Below are 15606 nucleotides of genomic sequence, written 5' to 3' on the forward strand. Positions count from 1 at the left end.
AATCTTTCGGGGAGTGGATAGATATGAATAAAAAAGATGTGGCAGATATACGGAAGCATTTTAAAGTCGGATCAGATCTGCTCGTGATCCGCGAGATTTACAATGTATACATCAGGCAGGAAAGCGATGAAATTTATCACGAAATCGGCGAGGCGTTTCCGCTGGTGGAGCAGGAGCAACAGGAATTGTTCCTCGCAAATTTCAAGAAAGTGCTCAGCGGGCGGCTTGGCGAAAAGCTGTTCGAAGTGAAATTCGCAAGGCCTAATACCGATCAGATGGAGCATTCGCAGCGTCTTCTGTATGAAGGGCTTATGACGGAGGATGTGGAAGAATGGCGGGAGAACATGCTGATCATCGCACGGAAGATGGTGCAGGATACGCAGTACGAGAAGGACCTCGTCGTGACGTTCATCCGCGGGGAGTATTACAAGCCGACAAAGCGGGAAGAGGACGAGACCGAAGAGAGCATCCGCGACCAGGTGTACACAACGCCTTTCATCCTCTGCAGCATGAACCCGACTGAGCAGCCGAAGCGGTCGCTCGTGTTTGATTTCCAAGGAAAGGAATACAAATCGAACTTCATGACCGATCCGATCATCAACCTGGCAAAGCCGGTCGGCGGCTTCCTGTTCCCGTGCTTCACCGATAACGCGGCAGACGTCAACCATATTTTGTATGCGGCGGGCAAAGCGAACAAACCGGACTTCGACTTCATAGAGAACGTGCTCGGCGGCGAAGAGATCATGACCGCGCAGGAAGATCGCGCCGTGTTCGAGGAAGTCGTGAAGGAAGTAACAGGCGGCCGCGTCAATACGAAAACGCTCGCGAACGTCTATGATGAGCTGCAGCGCATGATCGAAGTGGACGAGGACGACGAAATGGACGGGGAGATCCCGGCACTCGGCTCAGATGAAATGGTGCGCGTCCTTCAGAAAAGCGGCGTGGCAGACGTCGATGCCGAGCAGGTCAGTATGGCGTTCCAGCGCATCATCGACGACGAATCATATGAGATGAAACCGCAGCATATCGTACCGAAGTACACATCGAAATCGATCAAGATCGAAACGAAAGTCGCCAACATCTCGGTCAGCCCGCAAGACTTGCGGTACGTCCATCAAGTCACTGTCCGCGGACAGCGTTGCATTTTAATCGAAGTCGAAGAAGACGCGATTATCGATGGGTTCAATATTGTGCCGGAAGAGCTCGTGGAGTGAGGGATTGAAACGAGGCGGTCGGCGCGGGAAGTAAGCAATCGAGTGCGAATTGGCAGCAAGGACAGGGGCAAAGTGAGCAATGGAGCCGGATATGTAAGCAACAATGTTTCGGATGAAAGCAAGGATACATGCAAAATAAGCAATAGTGCGTGTTAACTGAGCAATAGAACGAGGCGGACATTGAAAACCGGTGTGACAACGTTTCAACTCAATACACCAAAAGCCTAAGTCAAGAGCTGATTTGCTAATAGCATTGGCGATTAGGGCAAGACTGTGGAATCAGACGAGCCCCCGCGAAATGCAGCAAGCAGGAGGGTGAACATCCCAAGCTAATGCCTGAACATCCCGAGCAATCGGCTGAGCATCCCCAAAAAAACTAAAGCCGATCTCAATTGAGATCGGCTTTTACAAACCCGTTAGGATTTTTTCATGTAACTCATTATATGCAGAAGGCCGGTGGGGATGCAAGAAATTAATTTCAAACGATGAGCTTGACGAAAAATGAATAAACAGAAGTTATATAATTGTGTTTTTCGTATAAGTGAGAGTGGCGTTTAGCTCTAAGTAGAAAATGATAAATCTCTCTTTTTCTTTCTGACTTTGTCCTGCCTTCAGGCATAAGTCTTTCGTAAATGATAAGTAACATGGTCAGGTCGTATATCCTAAAATTGTTTAATTTCTTTTTAGCTGTTCTTGGGGAGACCTTCTCATAGACATAGCTTGTTACTAATATATTGTTAGCAAAGCTATCATGTTCTGTTACCATGTCATTTAATAATGACAGGCTATGAGCAGCAGTATTGCGCAAATTTTTAATGGGGAAAAGGTTATTATACAAGTAGGCATAGGCAGTGGTGGGATTTCTTTTTATGTAAAAGTTAATAAAGTCGACCAATGTTCCAAAAGACATTGTTTCAAAGGCAACCCAAATGGGGGGATGCTCCTTGTATTTATGATAGAGAGAAGAAGTATAATCAGAGTATTTAGCATGCCCTAGTATTTGTCTTTTTGTCTTTGTAGGATCGACTGAGATAGCTATGAAAGAGTCAATTACAGAATAACCATCTTCATTTTTCCGCTTAGTGACTTCTGCTAAAATTACAGTTTTAATACGGTGTTCGATGTCGAGTGACATTTTCATAATCAGATATCTCAAGTGCATATCCAGTGATGAAAGATCACAAAGAATTTCAAATGAGAGATTAATGTATTCACCCTTTTGGTTCTTCTGAAAATTTTTACGGTAGGAAATTAGCTTATAGAAGTAATTGTTTTTAGATAAAAAATTTATAACTTCTTGTTTGGAACAAGAATATGTAATTTTTTTACGCTCGAAATACCTGAGCATGTCATCAAACGTATAAAGCGGTTTGTCCAAAACCATCCCTTCCTTCTTTGGCGATTGCTGTTATTATACTACATATTAGGAAGGGAAAAACGCAAACAAAAACACCAGCCATCCGCCGGGCCGGTGTTTTTTAGACTGCTTCTTTTTTTAGATCTTCGAAGATGCGGCGCGCTTTATGTTCTGCACGTTTCTTATCACGCGCGAACACAGTGATCAGCTTGTTGTCGAAGATAAAGTTCCATTGTTTTTTCATATGACTCACCTACCTTTATTTTTCATACTTTCATCAATACCCGATATGTGAAGCTGTAAACATAAAGAAGGGTTCATGGACATTTCGTGAATTTTTACTGATGGTCTTTACAAACTTTAACAGGAGCCTTACAATCGGTTAATATTGGTTTTTGCAGAGTGGACGACCAAAAAGACAGGTCCACAAAGGAGAGAATGGAATGGACAGCACGGAACGCATCGCGCCTTCCGGAATTACGGTCATGTCGTTTAACATGGCACATGGATGCGGAATGGACGGGAAAGTGGATCTTGTGCGGATTGCCGAGGTCATCCGCGGATCGGGAGCGGATATAATCGGCTTGCAGGAGGTCGACCGTCATTTTTCAAGCCGGAGCAGCTTTTTAGACCAGACGGCTCTGCTGGCAGAGCAGCTTGGCATGGAGTACAGCTACGGCGCGAATCTGGTGGAACGCTCGGAGGAAGGGCCGGACCGGGAGTATGGCAATGCGGTCCTCAGCCGGTTCCCGATCAAATTCGCCGTGAATCATCTGTATGACAATGAAGGGATTGATATCGACGATCCGGAGCCGCGCGGGGTTCTCGAGACGACAATCGATCTCGGCAGCACATACCTCAGCGTCTTCAACACGCATATGCCGCTGGGCGAGTCGGTGCTGCGTGAAAACATGAGGCAGCTGCGCCAGATTGCCGGCAGTACAGCATTCCCTTCCGTGATCATGGGGGACTTCAATATGCAGCCGGACCATCCGGAAATAATCTCGTTATGTGCAGAATACCGTGATTCGTTCGCTGAGCTTGAGATGGATGATGCTGGATCGTTTCCGTCCGTTCCATCAAACGTAAATTTGCGTCCAATCCGGATCGATTATATTTTCACGGATGCCAGCATGATTGCACAGCAAGCGGCTGTCCTGAAGACGGAGAGTTCAGATCATCTCCCGATTGTGGCGGCATTTGCGATTGGCTTGACGGAGTCAGAAGAGACGGCGGCAAGTCTAGCGGTATATTGATGAAACTAGATGGAGCGGCGGCGTGCCTATGTACGCCGCTTTTTCCATGCAAGCGCCGAATCGGCGGTGCATTGCGAACAAGTCAGCTCCCCTTGCTTCGTTTCATAACCGTCTTGCTTCCATCATCGGCCTTGTTGCTTCTTAAAAACGAATCATTGCTTCAATTCCCATCCTTATTGCTCCCTTTGATCCCCATCCTGGTATAATGGAAGAACTAGGAGGAGGGAAGAGGATGCGGATACTTGGAAAAATCGCTTCGATTGCGGGATTCACGCTGCTTGTCCTGTTTTTTGCGGTGCCCGGCGGCATTATACTGCTGTTAAATGGATATTGGGAATGGCTTCCTGTGTTCATCGGCGTCGTAATAGGTTTCATCACCATTGTCAGTTTGGCAGTATTTGATGTGAAGCGGCGGTCTTTGTTTTACGGCATTCCCTTTGCGATTGTCGCTATCAGTTTCCTGGTTGCAGCGCCCGGTCTATATAAATTGACGAAGCCGGTCTTGCAGACGTCCGAAGTGGAATTGTATCAGTATGCCCCCTACGCTAAGGGGACAAAAGCAGCAACACTCGACCATCCGGCTTCCCTCCAGATCAAAGGAGATCTCCCGAAAATTGACGGCGCAACAGCGCTTTATCCGGTATATGCAGCATTCGCACAGGCGGTCTATCCCAGAAAGGAATATGACCCGTACCATAGCGAGGTCATGTCGAACCGGACCGGCCAGGCGTATGAGAGCCTGTTAAACGGGGAGGTCGATATCATCTTCGCACTCGGACCATCCGAGGCGCAGAAAGGGCGTGCGATGAGGGCGGGCAAGGAACTTGTCCTGACGCCGATCGGCAAAGAGGCATTCGTCTTTTTTGTCAATCAATCCAACCCTGTAAAGAGCCTTACGCAAGAGGAGCTGCGTGCCATTTACACGGGAGACGTGACGAACTGGAAAGAAGTCGGCGGTAAACGAAAAGACATCCAAGCGTTCCAGCGCCCTGCAGACAGCGGCAGCCAGACTGCGCTTGAGGACTTCATGGGCGACGTCCCGATCATGGAAGCGCCGAGCGAAAGTGTGGCGGATCTGATGAGCGGCATCATCACCTCCGTTGCGGATTACCGGAATTACAGCGGCGCTATCGGCTACACATTCCGGTTTTATTCGCAGTCGATGATCGGCAACCACAACGTCCGGCTGCTCGCAGTGGACGGCACCGAACCGACTGTCGACGCCATCCGCTCAGGCGACTACCCGATCACCCGTGAGCTGTACGCGATTACAGCGGGCACGAACAACCCGAACGTCAAGCCGTTTATTGACTGGATCCTGTCTGATGAAGGGCAGGAGTTGATTGAGAAGACGGGGTATGTGGGGATTGGCAAGGTTGGTGAATGAAGGAAGGATGCCGATAGGTGGGAATAAGATGAGTCTTAAAGGTAAAGTTTTATTCTTTTCAATGGTTGCCTGGGAGATAGGTGCAATTTATATGCTAGTAAATCAATACAAGAACGGACATCTGAATATTGGTTTGCTTATCACCGCAATGGGTGTATTGTTTCCTGTTTATATAGGCCTCTTTGGAAAAAGGGAAGAGGAATAGCTATACTCGCAAACAACGCCAAAGGAACGCCTATCTGGTAGCAGACAGGCGTTTTTCCGATTAATCCACAACCTGCAAACCAAGCAATGATGCGAACTGAATGGCTTGTGTGCTCGACACTTTGCAACCTCTCAAGTTTTCTAGCGAAACGAGCAAAGTATCGAAACGAGAGGAGCTCAGATCAATATCCTTCAAGGACGTTTCCTCGAAATTGGCATCATTGAGGTTACATGAAACAAACTCCACCTTTTTAAATGTACAATCAAAGAAGTCCGCATTCTCCAGGGATGTCTCTTCAAAAATAACTTTTTCCAGCTTCGAGTTACCAAAGGCCGTCAAATTCAGAATGGATCCTGTAAATCTCGTGTTCCCCAAGTACGATTCTGTCAGCTTGCTCCCGAGCAGCTTGCAGTTGATAAACTCCACGCGGCTGAGTGAGGAATTACGCAAATCGGCATTCGAGAAATCGCAGTTCTCAAACCGCACATCCGTCGCATCGAGCCTTCCGAAATCGGTATTCATGAAGTTACAGTTTTTCAGAACGGAATTATAGAGCCTTGTGCGTTCTAATCGTTCATCGGTAAACACTGAGCCAACAATCAGGCTATCTTCTAGCTCAGGATCTTCCGAATGAAGAATATCTGTAAAATGACGTGCTTCCAAGTGCTCTGTGATTTTGGGTGCATCCATTTTCAAAAGCCTCACTCCTTTCTAAGTAAATCGACTACTCTTCAAAGCCATATTCTCTATTCGTCTACTCTACCATACTTACAGACATTAACTTCGAATGAACAGCAAAAAACCGGTCCGCACATATGTGCAAGACCGGCTTCTCCTCATTTATTGAACAACGGAATCTTTTTCAAAACAACGCACACAGGCAAGGCGACGAGCAGGCCGACCGCACTTTGGATCAAATCTCCCGGAATGGATGCAAGCGGAATCCGCCAGTTATGGAACAGGATCACTTCCCATATATAGTATCCTGCGACCATTGGAGGGATGGAAATAAGGACAGCAATGGCATTCCACACAAGGCTGTTGCCGTTCCTGCCTTTCGACCAGGCGATTTTACCGACGATGTATCCTTGCAGACCGCGCGCAAGGAAGGAGATCGGCGCCCAGATCGCGAAGCCGGAGACGAGGTCGAACAAGCCCATTCCGAACGCACCCGCCATCGCACCTTTCTTCGGCCCGAACAGGATGGCGATGATGAACAGCATGGCTGAACCCAGGTGGATCAAACCGCCGCCGTTCACCGCGAGAGGAAGGCGTATGTTGAGCAGCAAAGTCGCGACGAAAACAAGCGCGATCATCATCGCTGTCAATATAAGGTCAAGGACGCGCGTGTTCGCGTGCTGCGTTGGTGTAGTTGTTGCTTTCATGGCGCAACAGCCCTTTCTGATTGGTTTCGTATTATCAGAATATCAAACAGGTGGCCTTTTCAAAAGTGTCAATTCAGAAGAATCTTTAGTGGTCAGATTGTGGTGTGGGCAATAAAAAAGGCGAGGATGAATCTCCTCGCCGGGTTTGTCATTTCTTCAAGGGAACCTCAATCGACTCTATCGCATAAGGCTCCTCCGCCAATTCTAGATCGGCAAAGTCACCGTCGACAGCAGATTTCTCATAGACATTGACAATTGGCGTGACGATGAGGGATGTTGCTTCGTCGTCGATATGCGGCAGCATGATCCGCGGCTTGCCGGTAACTCCGCGTCCGTCAAAATCAGAACTGTGGCCGACGTCCTGGTAGTGGATGGTGTTATAGTGGTTTCCGAGATTATCGGATACTTCGTACGTGAGCAGTACTCCGCGCCAGTCGGTTTCACCATGGGTCACTTCCGGAATGTCGACGGTTTCCGCCAGATAAAGTGTCCTGGAAACCGGTGTTTCAACGGACTTTTCCAGTGTAAGTGCAATGCCGTTATCCGCTGCAGTCAGGCCACTGGATGTAAAGTCCACTGTTTTGCCGTCCAGCCGTTTGACAGGAAACGTGAATGACCAGTCTCCTTTGTGTGCATTGGCAGTTTGGGCTAAGTTAAGAACTGTGTCGCCGTTCCACGTGACAGTAAGCTCTTCCGGTTTCGGGCCTTGGATCAGCTGGTAAACGAGCAATCCTGCGTATTCCGTTTCGCTGATTTTTTCCGTCATGAATTTCTTGGAAAACCCGTAGTCCTGGTAGGCATCCCCGAATTCAGGAACATCTAGCAGGCCGTCGAGTACGGGCCGGTCTCCGAGATCCGTGTCACTTTCCATAGTATAGGCGATGGTGATGTTTTCTCCATCATACACAGCATTCTCGACCGTGATCCGGATGCCGTTGCTTTCCTGGGTCGCACCGATATCCGTCGTATGTGCCTCGAAATCGTTGAAAACAAAGCTTGCATCCTCTTGGAATAGGCCAAACAAATTGCCGACTAACGGCAGTTTTGCGGCGTATGCCGGAAAGGCAGCACCTGTTGCTATTCCGGCGGCCAGAAGGAATGCGGCAGCTGCACCAATGACTCGCGGCATCTGCTTTTTCTTCTTCTGCTGCATGATGGCCCGCCTGATCCGTGCCTTCTCTATGTCACTCACGTCCATCGGTTCCACCTCGGGTTCAAGTTTCAATTCATTCAATTGCTTGTACAATTTCTTCATGTCGGGATCCCTCCTAATCGGATTTCCTGCATCCTCTTTTTTCCGCGGTATAGCCGGTTATCGACGGCTGCTTTCGTCAATCCGAGCCTCTCCGCAATCTCGTTGTTCCTCATATTCAAAAAGTATTTCATCGTAAAAATATCACGGTCGATATCCGGCAAACTGGCCATCATGCGCAGCAGTTCATCATGCGATGCCTGCAGGAGATATTCATCTTCCGCAGATTGTGATTCCCTTTCCATGCCATCCAGTTCAGTCGCAATCGGCAATTTGGCCATCATCCGCTGCTTATCGACCGCTTTGAACTTGGCGATCGTGCAGATCCATTTCCGGAAATCCTCGGCATCCCCTTTGAATTGCTTCGCGTTCTCGTAGGCACCCAGGAATGTGTCATTCACGCATTCCTCGATGATGTGGGGATCGTCATAGGAACGGAGCGCATTGAAGATGACCGCTTTCACCAGCCCCGCATACAGATCGATGACATAAACGAGCGCCTCTTCCTTGCCCCGCTTGAAATGCCGGATGAAGTTATCTTCGTGTATTCGCATAGACATAACCCTTTCTTGTGTAAAGGCCTTTACACTCTATACATCGGATCAAATCGATTTTATTCTCAAAGAAAAAAGCGCGAAAAAGGGAATACCTTTTTTACGCTTTCGGTCGTTTCCATATGAGGTATACAACCAGCCCATACCCAATGACTTGCAGGGCTAGTGAAACGATATAGGGAATCATGGATGCCCCTGCAAACATATGTATGCCAAGTGTTCGGAACGAATTCAGCAGTCCCCATAAGGCGAGCAGGAAAGGGATTGCGAAATAGTATCCCCACGCTGATGCGGGATTTTGGCTGACTTTCCATACGGCGATCCAGCTAAGGATAACGAGTGTGACAGGGATAAGCATGACGATGTCAAATACGTAGATGACGAGTTCATATGCAAGCATGACAGTTACATAGAGGGTCGGAATAAACGCAAGCAGGAAGACAAGCTTGCCTCCTTTTTCTGTCGTGATGACAGGTATCGTCGCATTCCACAGCATAATGACGCCTGTCAAATAAAGGCATGGGAGGAGCAGTAAAATAGGAAAGGCAAAGCAAACCGGCATCAAGAGGACCAGCCACACAAGGAAGAAAATGAGCCAGCCTTTACTTGTCCGCGCAGCAGCGAAGTAGAAAGCGACCCACAGTACAATAGTAAGAATTCCTGCTGCTCCTAGTAATAAATAAGCTGTACTACCTATCTCATGATTACCTGCCATGCCTGATAAAGCGAAGAACGACCAAACGATTGCATAGAAAACACCCATAGCCCCCAGATTGCCTAGAAAGAGCAAGCCAAGACCAACATTCTTTTTCATTTCCATCCCCTTCCAAAGAGCCGCTGACTTTTATGTAGTATAGCATAGCGGGAGGAGAGATTTGCGGGCATAAAAACCTCCTGTTTAAGCACGCTACAGGAGAGGAGGGCGTTTGTATGAATAAACCCTTTATGCCGCAGCTAGTGTATTTTGAGCCGAATGCGCTTGAATATCCGCTGGGGCAGGAACTGAAGGAGAAATTTGAGAAGCTGGGGACGGAAATCCGTTTCACGACGTCCCATAACCAAGTGCGAAACCTGCCGGGCGAGACGGATGCGCAAAAGTACAGAATCGCGAAATCGACGCTCGTTGTCGGCATCCGGAAAACATTAAAATTCGATACGTCGAAACCGTCCGCGGAATATGCAATCCCGCTTGCGACGGGCTGCATGGGCCATTGCCATTACTGCTATTTGCAGACGACGATGGGCAGCAAGCCGTATATCCGGACGTATGTGAACGTCGAAGAGATCTTCGAGGCGGCGGACAAGTATATCGAAGAACGCGCCCCTGAAATCACCCGTTTCGAGGCCGCCTGTACATCCGATATTGTGGGCCTTGATCACCTGACCCATTCATTGAAAAAGGCGATCAACCATTTCGGACAGACTGAGCTGGGCCGGCTGCGTTTCGTCACGAAGTTCCATTTCGTCGATCATCTGCTGGATGCTGAGCATAACGGCCATACCCGGTTCCGCTTTAGCGTGAATGCGGACTATGTCATCAAAAACTTCGAGCCTGGCACCTCTCCGCTCGATAAACGGATCGAGGCGGCGGGGAAAGTGGCGCGCGCTGGCTATCCGCTCGGCTTCATCGTCGCGCCGATTTATGTGCACGACGGCTGGGAAGAGGGCTACCGGCATTTATTCGAACGGCTGGACGCGGAACTGCCGATGGACGCACGGGATGATATCACGTTTGAGTTCATCCAGCACCGTTTCACCAAGCCCGCTAAGAAAGTGATCGAGAAAAATTATCCGAAGACAAAGCTGGAGCTCGATGAGGACAAACGCCGCTATAAATGGGGCAAGTACGGCATTGGGAAGTATATTTATCCGAAAGACGAAGAAGACATGCTGAAGGAAGCGCTGTTTGGCTATGCGGCGCAGTATTTTCCGCAGGCGAAGATTGAGTATTTTACGTAATGCTGGCGTGGGGCATTATGGGTGTTGGGCTTAGAGCCAGGGGATTAAATAGTCAAAAGCATGCATCGCGTCCAGGAGAGTGGCGGGCTAAGGATGTCCGCCCGCGAACAACGGGCAGGCGGGGATTATGCGAAATAGGCGTTTAGCCGTGTAAACGGGCGTTCATCTTGCTAAATAGACGCTCAGCCGCGTAAACAGGCGTTCACCCTCGCTAAATAGGCGCACAGCCCACGTAAACGGGCGTTCACCCCCGCTAAATAGGCGTTCATCCCACGTAAACGGGCGTTCATCTTGCTAAATAGGCGTTCAGCCGTGTAAACGGGCGTTCATCTTGCTAAATAGGCGCTCAGCCGCGTAAACAGGCGTACGTCCTCGCTAAATAGGCGCTCAGCCCACGTAAACGGGCGTTCGCTCTCGCGAAATAGGCGTTCATCTTCTGTAAACAGGCGTTCGCCTTGCAAAAAGCCGGCCCACAGCCAAAAACCAGCGCTCCCGCAAGAGGAGCGCTGGTTTATTTCCGCATAATAAAAGCCATATGTCTGCCGCAGGAGCGGTTCTGCCGGTAGGAAAAGCCGGCCGGGTCTTTGAAGGTGCATGTCCGGTCGAGCGCAATCTGAGCTGCCGGAATGCCGGCGCGCTCGCATTGGGCCTTGACGGTCAGCTGGTTGTCGATATGGTATTTGCCGGTCTTTTCCTTGAAATACATATAGTCGTCTGCGTAGCCGAGCTGTTTGAATTTCTTGTAGACGTCCGCATCGACTTCGAATTTCTCTTGGCTGAGCGCTGGTCCGATCTGTACCTGCATCCCTTTCAACTCACAGCCTTCCGTGTCAGCCAGATGGCGGAAGAGCTTGAACGTGATTTCCTTCACGGTCCCTTGCCAGCCCGAATGGATGACGCCGATGACGCCGCTTTCCGGATGGTGGAACAGCACGGGGACGCAATCGGCGGTGAACGCGCAGAGAACGATGCCGCGCTCATACGTGTACAGAGCGTCCATATCCTGAATGGCATCCTCTTTTGAACCCGAACCGCGTCCTGCATCCGTCTTCGTCACTTTGTAAAAATGATCGCTATGCGTTTGATCCGAATAGACGAAGCGGCTCGGTTCTACATGCAGGAGGTCCGCCAGCGCCTGCCGATTTGCGAGCACCGCGCCCGGATCACTGCAGGCATGCAGCGCCATATTCCCTTGCTCGGCTAGCGTCCTATCGATCATTGTCATGCCAGAAGTTACATTTTCATTATCCGTATACCATTGTATGTTCATGTGATCACCTGTCTTTACTATATCGCAGCGCATGAAAATTGTGTAGGCGTATGAAAAAGGCCGTCCTGCGAAAACTAAATAGGAATCGTGTCTGCAAAGGCTCGATATTACCTTGAGGAGGTGTTCGGATTGAGTATATTATCTCGGATTGCGCTTGCCCTCGTTATAATCGGTGCATTGAACTGGGGATTAATCGGCTTTTTCCAGTTTGACCTCGTAGCTACATTATTTGGTGGACAGGATGCCTTTTTGTCTCGAGTGGTGTATGGACTCGTCGGCATCAGCGGCCTGATCTGTCTTGGTCTTTTATTCAAGCCCAACGAAGATGAGGATACCGTCACGGACAGGCGCAGGTTCACGAACCCGAATTATGGAACTGAATTCGGGGAGGAACCGGATTTCCGTAAAGAGCGGGAAGAACGTGAGAAGGACAATACCGATCTATAAGGGAAACAGCCACCTGTAACCGGGTGGCTGTTTGTCTGTCTTATTGCAACGGGCCGCGCAGGTCTGTCAATGCATCCTGCATGACTGTGACGCCATGGCTCATCGCGGAACCCCCGCCAAGCGCTGCTGCAACCCCGATCGCTTCCATCATTTCCGCTTCACTTGCATTCGCATCCATGCACCCTTTCGTATGGTACACAATGCAATGCTCGTTGCGCGCATACACACTGATGGCGAGCGCTGTCAGCTGTTTCTGCTTGGCAGTAAGCGCACCCTCCTCGAAACAGGCTTCCGTGAACTTGTGGAATGTGCTGGCGATATCTGGCGCCTTCTCAGCAAAATCGCCCATCCCTGCTTTGTATTCCTGCAGGACTGCTTCGGTATACGTGATTTCTTCCATGCTGCTCCCTCCTTCTGCCGTAGTATTCACAGAAGGGGGCGAAGGCATTCATTTGTGATTCTCCGCATCCCTTTCCTCCACCATCTCTTCAATCTCTTCCATCGTCTCCTCGTATTCCTTCTCGACTTCCGTCGTCGAAGGCAGGAACGGTTCATCATTATAATCAACCCGTTTGCCGTACCTTATCATTTCATAGATGATCATCCCGTTGTTCGGCATGCGGTTCACCGTGTACATCGGCACGATATCAAACAGGACGTAATAGAACTCATAAAACAAAAAACGGTCCCAAAATGACTTGAAATCATCCAGATACCCGTTGGCCAGCAGGAAATTCAAGAATAACCCGAGCGTCAGGTTGACCAGAATCGGTCCTGCATAAATGCATATGTAGGCAAGCTTGCTTTTACGCCTGATGCCGTCATAGGAGAACCAGCTATACAGATGGTAATGCCGGCGGATATCGATCATTCCGAATTTTACCAGGCGGGGTCCAGAGCCGATGGTCAGCCGCGGATTCTTCACGCCGAACAGCCAGCTCGCCAGCAAATAGCCGGACTCCCGCAAAAAAACGACAACCGGCAGGATGATGAAGGCGGACAAAATGAGCGACATGAGATCCGAAAGACCGAACATACCAGTTTCCACCCTTCATTTCATTCTGAAAACATAACTTATCATCTACCCTAAAACGACTTTTTTAATCATAATCAAACCCATTGACAGGAAGACTCCAAGTTCGTATACTAGTAATTGCTTTAATCATTAAAGTATTTAAAGTGTAAATTATACGCGAGGTGAACAAATAGATGGAAAGGAACGATTCATTTCCACGGTTTGAAGAGCTCTTCTGGAACGTGACACGTAATATGGGGTATTTATGGCGACAAATATTTGAAGAACATTTTCCGGGGTCCCAGTCCTATCTCATTTTCATGCTTGAAAAGAACGGGCCGACACGAATGACCCGCCTTGCTGATGCACTCCGGCTGACGGGCGGTGCAGTGACGATCGCCTCCGATAAATTGATCGAGCAAGGCTATGTCGAACGGAAACGGGATGAAAGCGACCGCCGTGTCGTCTATTTGGAATTGACGGAGAAAGGGCGGGAAACGATGAAACAGCTTCGCCTGGAAGGACGAAAGACGATGAGCACGGTTTTCGGCCATCTGTCGGAGGTGGAGCTTACGAACATGATCACCATTTTCGAACAGGCGTCAGACAGGATTGACCAAATCAGGGGGGAACGAAACGAATGAATGACTTAACATCTAAACAGAAAGTGACCATCATGTTCGCCATCATGGCGGCGATGTTCTTCTCGGCCATCAACCAGACGATCATCGGCGTCGCCATGCCGCGGATCATTGCGAAACTGGGCGGCATGGATTACTACACATGGGTTATCACGATCTACCTATTGACGATGGCGGTCTCGACAATACTGGTCGGGAAGCTCTCGGACATTTACGGACGGAAGCCATTTTTGCTAGCAGGGATCGCCTTTTTCATGGTGGGATCGTTCCTGTCCGGTTTTTCGCAGAACATCTTCCAGCTGATCATTTTCCGCGGCATTACCGGAATTGGCGGAGGGATGATCATGTCGAACGCCTTCACGGCTGTCGGTGACTTGTATCTCCCGAGGGAACGGGCGAAATGGACGGGCGCAATGAGCGGGATTTTCGGAATATCGAGCGTGCTCGGACCGCTTATGGGCGGTTTCATCGTCGACCATCTTGACTGGCACTGGGTGTTCTGGATCTTCCTCCCGCTCGGATTCGTAGCCTTCGGAATGATCTTCAAGCTGTTTCCGAAAGTGCCGAGAAGAGAAGGGGAAACGATCGACTATTTCGGATCCTTCTTCCTCACAGTCACAATTGTTTCTCTCTTGATGGCCTTCAGCTTTGCAGGCGAAGGGGCCGGCAAGTATGCATGGGGTTCCTGGCAGATTCTCGGCCTGTTCGGCCTGACGATCGTCGCGCTGATCGCTTTCATGATCACCGAGACGAAAGTGAAGACCCCAGTCTTGCCGCTGTCCTTATTTAAGAACGACATCGTCACCGTCTCGAACATCGCGGGCTTTTTGCTCGGCATGGGCATGATGGGCGTCATGATCTATACGCCGTTCTTCATTCAAGGAGTCAAAGGGATCTCTCCAAGCGGCTCGGGCTATATTATGATGCCGATGTCGATCGTCATGGTGTTTGCCACGACTTTTGCAGGTGCGTATATGACGAAATCAGGGAAGTACAAAGGGCTCGCGATCATGGGTCTCAGCATCACGGCCCTCGGGATCTTCCTGATGCATTTCATCACGATCGATACACCGATCTACGTGATGATCAGTTACCTATGTATTGTCGGGGTCGGACTCGGCGCCAGCATGCCGGTCTTCTCCCTCACTGTGCAGAACGCCGTCAGCATGAAGCAGCTAGGCGTAGCGTCCGCATCCTCCCAGTTGTTCCGGTCGCTCGGTAACACAATGGGGATCGGTATCCTCGGGGCGGTCATGAGTTCACGGATGGCGACAAAGATGAAAGACATGTTTGCAGGAGGCGGCATGACCGCGTCCCAGCAACTTCCGCCAGAGCAGGCGCAGCAGCTTGGGCAGCTGATGAACCCCGAACTCTTACTTGACCAGCCAAAGCTTGAACAGGTGCAAAACGCGCTCCCAGCAGATATCCAGCCGATCGCGGAGCAGATGGTCACTGCCATCAAAGGTGTCTTCGCCGATGCGTTGACGACGACGTTCCTCGCCGGAGGTATCATCATGGTGATCGCTGTAGTATTTGCAATCTTCCTTCGCGCCATTCCGCTCGTTTCTGCGGAAGATAAGATGCGGAAGGAATTCCAGAAGCATCAGGGCAAGCCGGCAGAGCAGCAATAACTAGGAGGAATCAAACGGTCTCTTCGGAGGCCG

General features: G+C 49.7%; 18 protein-coding genes. 8 read left to right on the plus strand and 10 right to left on the minus strand.

Annotated elements, in window-relative coordinates; genetic code table 11:
* Positions 1-23: 23 nt before the first annotated feature.
* Complete coding sequence (locus ACZ5FK_RS10100) at positions 24-1214, plus strand: DUF4317 domain-containing protein (protein ID WP_464804779.1); 1191 nt, start codon at positions 24-26, stop codon at positions 1212-1214.
* Positions 1215-1692: 478 nt separating this feature from the next.
* Here the strand turns inward: ACZ5FK_RS10100 and ACZ5FK_RS10105 are convergent, their stop codons facing one another.
* Together ACZ5FK_RS10105 and ACZ5FK_RS10110 are read right to left on the minus strand one after the other, a co-directional pair.
* Positions 1693-2592: an Abi family protein gene (locus tag ACZ5FK_RS10105; RefSeq protein ID WP_464804780.1), complete on the minus strand. Its 900-nt coding sequence runs from the start codon at positions 2590-2592 to the stop codon at positions 1693-1695.
* Between the two features lie 100 nt (positions 2593-2692).
* Positions 2693-2815, minus strand: a complete 123-nt coding sequence (locus tag ACZ5FK_RS10110) for a hypothetical protein (protein WP_464804781.1) — start codon at positions 2813-2815, stop codon at positions 2693-2695.
* 199 nt (positions 2816-3014) lie between these two features.
* Here ACZ5FK_RS10110 and ACZ5FK_RS10115 point away from each other — a divergent pair, with 199 nt between their 5' ends.
* The 3 genes from ACZ5FK_RS10115 (at position 3015) to ACZ5FK_RS10125 (ending at position 5419) form a co-directional block, all read left to right on the plus strand.
* Positions 3015-3827 carry an endonuclease/exonuclease/phosphatase family protein gene (locus ACZ5FK_RS10115; RefSeq protein WP_464804782.1) on the plus strand — a complete coding sequence of 271 codons (813 nt, stop codon included), beginning with the start codon at positions 3015-3017 and terminating at the stop codon, positions 3825-3827.
* A gap of 232 nt (positions 3828-4059) precedes the next feature.
* A complete protein-coding gene (locus ACZ5FK_RS10120) occupies positions 4060-5214 on the plus strand; it encodes a PstS family phosphate ABC transporter substrate-binding protein (RefSeq protein ID WP_464804783.1) in 1155 nt (384 codons plus the stop codon).
* Positions 5215-5242: 28 nt separating this feature from the next.
* Positions 5243-5419, plus strand: coding sequence for a hypothetical protein (locus tag ACZ5FK_RS10125; protein ID WP_464804784.1), 177 nt, complete (start codon positions 5243-5245; stop codon positions 5417-5419).
* 60 nt (positions 5420-5479) lie between these two features.
* On the opposite strand, the gene ACZ5FK_RS10130 is transcribed toward ACZ5FK_RS10125, so the two are convergent.
* From ACZ5FK_RS10130 to ACZ5FK_RS10150, 5 genes are all read right to left on the minus strand, one after another.
* Complete coding sequence (locus ACZ5FK_RS10130) at positions 5480-6115, minus strand: pentapeptide repeat-containing protein (protein WP_464804785.1); 636 nt, start codon at positions 6113-6115, stop codon at positions 5480-5482.
* Positions 6116-6255: 140 nt separating this feature from the next.
* On the minus strand, positions 6256-6804 hold the full coding sequence (locus ACZ5FK_RS10135; protein ID WP_464804786.1) for an ECF transporter S component: 549 nt from the start codon (positions 6802-6804) through the stop codon (positions 6256-6258).
* A gap of 148 nt (positions 6805-6952) precedes the next feature.
* The gene (locus ACZ5FK_RS10140; protein ID WP_464804787.1) at positions 6953-8059 is read right to left on the minus strand and encodes a DUF4179 domain-containing protein; all 1107 of its coding nucleotides are present in this window, start codon (positions 8057-8059) and stop codon (positions 6953-6955) included.
* Entirely contained in the window at positions 8056-8610 is a 555-nt protein-coding gene (locus ACZ5FK_RS10145) for a sigma-70 family RNA polymerase sigma factor (protein WP_464804788.1), read from the minus strand. Before ACZ5FK_RS10145 ends, ACZ5FK_RS10140 begins: the two co-directional genes overlap by 4 nt.
* A gap of 100 nt (positions 8611-8710) precedes the next feature.
* Positions 8711-9424, minus strand: a complete 714-nt coding sequence (locus tag ACZ5FK_RS10150) for a hypothetical protein (protein WP_464804789.1) — start codon at positions 9422-9424, stop codon at positions 8711-8713.
* Positions 9425-9540: 116 nt separating this feature from the next.
* Here ACZ5FK_RS10150 and splB point away from each other — a divergent pair, with 116 nt between their 5' ends.
* Complete coding sequence (gene splB / locus ACZ5FK_RS10155) at positions 9541-10569, plus strand: spore photoproduct lyase (RefSeq protein WP_464804790.1); 1029 nt, start codon at positions 9541-9543, stop codon at positions 10567-10569.
* 511 nt (positions 10570-11080) lie between these two features.
* On the opposite strand, the gene pgeF is transcribed toward splB, so the two are convergent.
* Complete coding sequence (gene pgeF, locus ACZ5FK_RS10160; protein WP_464804791.1) at positions 11081-11839, minus strand: peptidoglycan editing factor PgeF; 759 nt, start codon at positions 11837-11839, stop codon at positions 11081-11083.
* A 129-nt stretch (positions 11840-11968) separates the two neighbouring features.
* Between pgeF and ACZ5FK_RS10165 the strand changes: the two genes are divergently transcribed.
* Positions 11969-12286: a DUF378 domain-containing protein gene (locus ACZ5FK_RS10165; RefSeq protein ID WP_464804792.1), complete on the plus strand. Its 318-nt coding sequence runs from the start codon at positions 11969-11971 to the stop codon at positions 12284-12286.
* A gap of 40 nt (positions 12287-12326) precedes the next feature.
* On the opposite strand, the gene ACZ5FK_RS10170 is transcribed toward ACZ5FK_RS10165, so the two are convergent.
* Together ACZ5FK_RS10170 and ACZ5FK_RS10175 are read right to left on the minus strand one after the other, a co-directional pair.
* A complete protein-coding gene (locus ACZ5FK_RS10170) occupies positions 12327-12686 on the minus strand; it encodes a carboxymuconolactone decarboxylase family protein (RefSeq protein WP_464804793.1) in 360 nt (119 codons plus the stop codon).
* Between the two features lie 48 nt (positions 12687-12734).
* Positions 12735-13322 carry a hypothetical protein gene (locus ACZ5FK_RS10175; protein ID WP_464804794.1) on the minus strand — a complete coding sequence of 196 codons (588 nt, stop codon included), beginning with the start codon at positions 13320-13322 and terminating at the stop codon, positions 12735-12737.
* Between the two features lie 173 nt (positions 13323-13495).
* On the opposite strand from ACZ5FK_RS10175, the gene ACZ5FK_RS10180 reads away from it, so the two are divergent.
* Together ACZ5FK_RS10180 and ACZ5FK_RS10185 are read left to right on the plus strand one after the other, a co-directional pair.
* Complete coding sequence (locus ACZ5FK_RS10180) at positions 13496-13945, plus strand: MarR family winged helix-turn-helix transcriptional regulator (RefSeq protein WP_464804795.1); 450 nt, start codon at positions 13496-13498, stop codon at positions 13943-13945.
* Positions 13942-15573, plus strand: coding sequence for an MDR family MFS transporter (locus ACZ5FK_RS10185; RefSeq protein ID WP_464804796.1), 1632 nt, complete (start codon positions 13942-13944; stop codon positions 15571-15573). Before ACZ5FK_RS10180 ends, ACZ5FK_RS10185 begins: the two co-directional genes overlap by 4 nt.
* The last annotated feature ends 33 nt before the right edge of the window (positions 15574-15606 follow it).

This window comes from Sporosarcina sp. GTC18466 (assembly GCF_055389225.1).